Annotated in this window: 5 protein-coding genes; all 5 read right to left on the reverse strand. The window is 32.0% G+C overall.

Annotated features, from left to right (window positions below):
* Window positions 1-698, reverse strand: a 698-nt coding sequence (locus RR554_RS03240) for an AAA family ATPase (RefSeq protein WP_332462813.1), incomplete at its 3' end; no start/stop codon positions are given.
* A gap of 10 nt (window positions 699-708) precedes the next feature.
* The gene (locus RR554_RS03245) at window positions 709-1842 is read right to left on the reverse strand and encodes an exonuclease SbcCD subunit D (RefSeq protein ID WP_332462814.1); all 1134 of its coding nucleotides are present in this window, start codon (window positions 1840-1842) and stop codon (window positions 709-711) included.
* A gap of 102 nt (window positions 1843-1944) precedes the next feature.
* Window positions 1945-2574, reverse strand: a complete 630-nt coding sequence (locus RR554_RS03250) for a TetR/AcrR family transcriptional regulator (protein WP_332462815.1) — start codon at window positions 2572-2574, stop codon at window positions 1945-1947.
* Window positions 2574-3383 carry an ABC transporter permease subunit gene (locus tag RR554_RS03255; RefSeq protein WP_332467407.1) on the reverse strand — a complete coding sequence of 270 codons (810 nt, stop codon included), beginning with the start codon at window positions 3381-3383 and terminating at the stop codon, window positions 2574-2576. Before RR554_RS03255 ends, RR554_RS03250 begins: the two co-directional genes overlap by 1 nt.
* 11 nt (window positions 3384-3394) lie before the next feature.
* On the reverse strand, window positions 3395-4270 hold the full coding sequence (locus tag RR554_RS03260) for an ABC transporter ATP-binding protein (protein WP_332467408.1): 876 nt from the start codon (window positions 4268-4270) through the stop codon (window positions 3395-3397).
* Between the last annotated feature and the right edge of the window lie 66 nt (window positions 4271-4336).

Consider the following 4336-nt stretch of genomic DNA (forward strand, 5'->3'; position numbering starts at 1 on the left):
TAATACATATTTTCTTCGTGATTCTCTGAAAATTCTTTTTGCCACTCTAGCTGAGTAATCAAAAGAGCTAATTCTTGCCTTAAATCTTTAAGAGATACTTCTTGCATTTTTTTCTTTTGTCTTAAAAACTCTGCAATATCTTGATAGAAATAGGTATTAAATAATTTTCTTAATACTTTTTCTTTACTATCACTGTCCGCATTTAAAAAACGACGAAACTCCCCTTGAGGCAACATCACTATTTGAGAAAATTGAGACTCATTCAACTGAATTAACTCACTCAAAAAAATACCTACATCTTTTTGTTTTGTTAGTTGCTCAATCTCTTTTTGATTTTCGTCAAAAACAGTCAATCTAACAAGAGCCGGTTGTTCTCTAAATCCTTCTCCTCTTAACTTTTTAACTAACTGCTCTGGCTCTCTTAGTACCTCATAAGTTTTATTTCCTTGTTTAAACGTAAATGTAACTCTCGTTTTATCACCTACTTCGGCAAAATTCGAGCGCATTTCACGCCCTTGTCTTAAACCTCCTGAAGTTGATCCATAAAGAGCAAATGTCATACCGTCAAAAATAGTTGTTTTACCTGCACCTGTTTTTCCTGTAATCAAAAATAAGGACTGCGCATAAAAGTCGGAAAAATCAATCAAGCTATTCTTATATGGACCAAAATTCTCTAATTTTAAACGAATGGGTTGCATGATTTTCCTCCTATCTCTCTAAACTATTTTCTATAATGGCCTCTTCTAACCATATTTGTTGCTTGGCACTTAATTCTTTTTCAGTGACTTCCTCAAAATATCTTTTTAAAAGAACTTCAGGTTTTAATTGAATTAAAGTTTCCTCTTTTTTTTCAATATTTTTTTCCTGCGTTACCTGGTTAACTCGTTCCAAACTAATGAGACGCGGATAAATTTGCCTCAACTCATTAATAGCATTCACGATGACAGTTTGATCTGTTAAAGAAATAGCCAAGTAATCTTCACGGTTAACTTGAGAATAATATTCTAATGATGTTAGTTCTTTAAAAGACCCTGTTAATTGATGGACATCTCTTAAGGGCGTAAGTGGAATAAACTCACTCACAACTTCTGATTCGTTAATATCAACCAGTCTAATCCCTTTTTCTTGATGTTCCTCAGACAAAGAATATTTCAGCAATGAACCACTGTACTTAACATGAGGCGTATTTTTTATAGCGTCTTTATAATGCAAATGTCCTAGCGCTACATAATCAAATTCATTCAACATATCTACTGGCACACTATCTAACCCTCCAACTTCTAGAGGTGTTTCTGAATCACTTTTTGACGCACCTGCAGCAAAAAAATGACTAATAAGGACTTGTTTTTTCTTAGGATCAAAACTTTCTTTCATTTTTTCGATAACAGTTTTCATACTTGAATGAATATCTCGCAAACTGTCATCATTAAAATACTGTCTAGCATGAAAAGGCTCAAAATAAGGTAACAAATAAAACTGAATATTATTAAGTTCTACCGCTTCCATTGCCTGACTTAATTTTGTGTGAAGATGAAAATTTTGTGTTTTTAACCACGGACTTCCTGTATCAAGACGCGTGGCGCTGTCGTGGTTACCAGAAATTGCTAGTACTGGAAATTTTGACGTTATATTCATTTCTATCATCATCTCATTAAACAAAGAAACAGCTTCAACAGAAGGGACTGAGCGATCATATAAATCACCTGCAATAACAATTGCATCTACCTCTTCTTTTATAGCTAATGCTAATACTTTTTGAAACATATCTTTTTGTTCTTCAAGTAATGAAAAACCATTTAATTTACGTCCAATATGCCAATCTGCCGTGTGTAAAATTTTCATCTTGTTCCTCCTAAAAAAGGTCTTCTTACTATTATATCAAATTTAGAGGCAAATGAATGGTCTAATACATCAAATAAAAAAACTTTTCACGAATGAAACACTTCATCGTGAAAAGTTTTTATTAACTCTTAAGAAACCATCCTCTAAAATACTAATTTTTCGTTTAGCATCACTAACTTGCTTGTCAAAAAATGAAAGCTCTTTAACTTCTTGTCCCTTTACTGATTCTTTAGCTTCTGCTTCTAGTTGATTAAAAAGCGACACTACTAAAGAAATAACATCTTCTTCTCTAACACCATTTTTCATAGGTAATCTACGAACAATCCTCGCCACCATTTCGTAATTATCATTTCTTACTTTTTCAATAAACTCAGCTATTTCATCATTTAACTCCTCTGGCAAATGATCCAAATTACTATAAACTTCAAGCATTAATTGCATTTGATCTTGATGTGTTTGTTCAATTTCAAACTTTTTCTTCAGCGAATAGTCAAATAATTCTACCAGACTATCTTGTGGAATTTCAGACTCATCAAACGTAGCTTCTAATGTTTTTACTGCTTCTCTAATTGTTTCAATATATAAGTTTTTCTTTGACTTAAAGTAGTGAAACACTAATCCCTTCGATACTTTTGCCTCTTCTGCAATCGTATCTGTTTTTGCCTTATAATAGCCATTCACCGCAAATTCCCGTGTAGCTATTTTTAAAATTTCTAACTGTTTATCTTCCATTAAACTTCCAAATCCTTTCTTTGATAAATTAACATGGCCCCTGTAAATAACAGTAAACTTGCACCTATTAAGATTACAATCAATCCCATATTCCAACCTTCTTCTAAAATAATAGCTGGATTTGCTAAAGCTATTGGAGAGATATTTTTCAAATATGAAAACTTATCTTCTAAATCACCAACAATGCCTAATAAATACGAGATAAAAACAAGCCCCATACTAATTCCTTGGTTAACTTGTTTTAAAAAACTGGATAATAAAAAACCAACACTCAAAAAGAAAACCAAAACAAAAAATTCTGTTCCAAAAACTTTGGTCAACGACACTAAAATATCTTTCCTTTCAAGAATACCATCATTAAAGAAAAGCGTCACACCAACGCTAGCTAGATAAGTCACACTCCAAAAGCAAACTAACATGCTTAAAGTGGCTACTATTTTCCCAAAAATAATTTTTTTTCGACTAATTGGTTGAGCATATAAAAATTCAATCGTGCCATCGGTCTCTTCTTTAACTAACATTTTATTTCCGAGCATAATCGAAAAGATGCTAGCTGCGATGAAAAGATATTGAAAAATATAAGCAAAAAATCCTGTTGGCTCAACAAGACTAGGTCCTGTATTTAAATGAAATGCCTTTAACATATTTTGAGGAAGCGTCTCTAGCTTAGTTGTCATCATCTCATTCATTCCTGTATTCTCCATTGAAGGAAAAATACTCATAAAAACAGCCACAATAACAACTAAGGCACATGTCCAAATTAGTAAGTTCTTTTTATTGTTCTGCCATTCAATTTTAAAAATCGTCATTTTTCTTCCTCCTACTCGTACATGGACAAGAATTTATCTTCTAAATCAAGTGGCTTAATCTCAATGTCTGCTACATCGTATTGACTAAGCAATTGAAGCAATGGATTAACCGCCTCTTTATAGATAAACTGCCAATTCTCATCATTTTGTTTTACTTGAGTAGCTCCAATTTCTTCTAACGACTCTTGTTTTATATTTTTTGCACTTAGTATCACTTTCTTCTCAATTTCTTTTCCTTTATTAATTGCCTCAATCGAAATGATTTGACCATTTTTAATAAAAGCTGCCCGATCACAATGTGTTTGAATTTCATGTAAATCATGGCTAGATAAAAAAATAGTGACACCCTCTCTACTTTTTTCTTCTAGCACTTCAAACAAACGATGTTGAATCATTGGATCAAGGCCATTAGTCGGTTCATCTAAAATAAGTAATTTAGGATTTTGAAGAAGTGCAGACACAATCGCAACCTTCTTTTTATTTCCAAGAGATAAATCAGATATTTTTTTATTTGGTTCAATTTCAAAATAATCTAAATAATGTTGAATAACTGCCTTACTATTTTTTACACCATGAAATTCAGCCGTATATTTAAAAATATCAAGGGACGTCATTTCATGATAATAACGAACATCACTTGAAACATAACCTACTAATTTTTTTATTTCGATACTTTGTTTCACACAATCCATACCTAATATTTTGGCTTCACCACTCGTTGGAAAAATAAAATTCAACAACATTTTAATAGTTGTCGATTTTCCTGCACCATTTGGCCCGATAAATCCAAAAATTTCACCTTCTTCAATGACTAAAGAGATATTATCAACTGCTTTAAACGCCTTATACTTTTTTGTCAGATTATTTATCTCAATTATCTTTGTCACTGTCAAACACCTACTCTCATTAACTAATTTAGTAATAGTTTAACTCCTACTGACTTTTTAGTCAAC

Source organism: Vagococcus sp. (genome assembly GCF_036639995.1).
GTDB lineage: Bacteria > Bacillota > Bacilli > Lactobacillales > Vagococcaceae > Vagococcus.

Excerpts from the sequence above, each read along its gene's own strand:
- RR554_RS03245 (WP_332462814.1), bottom strand. The coding sequence starts at position 1,842 with ATGAAAATTTTACACACGGCAGATTGGCATATTGGACGTAAATTAAAT.
- RR554_RS03250 (WP_332462815.1), bottom strand. The coding sequence starts at position 2,574 with ATGGAAGATAAACAGTTAGAAATTTTAAAAATAGCTACACGGGAATTT.
- RR554_RS03255 (WP_332467407.1), bottom strand. The coding sequence starts at position 3,383 with ATGACGATTTTTAAAATTGAATGGCAGAACAATAAAAAGAACTTACTA.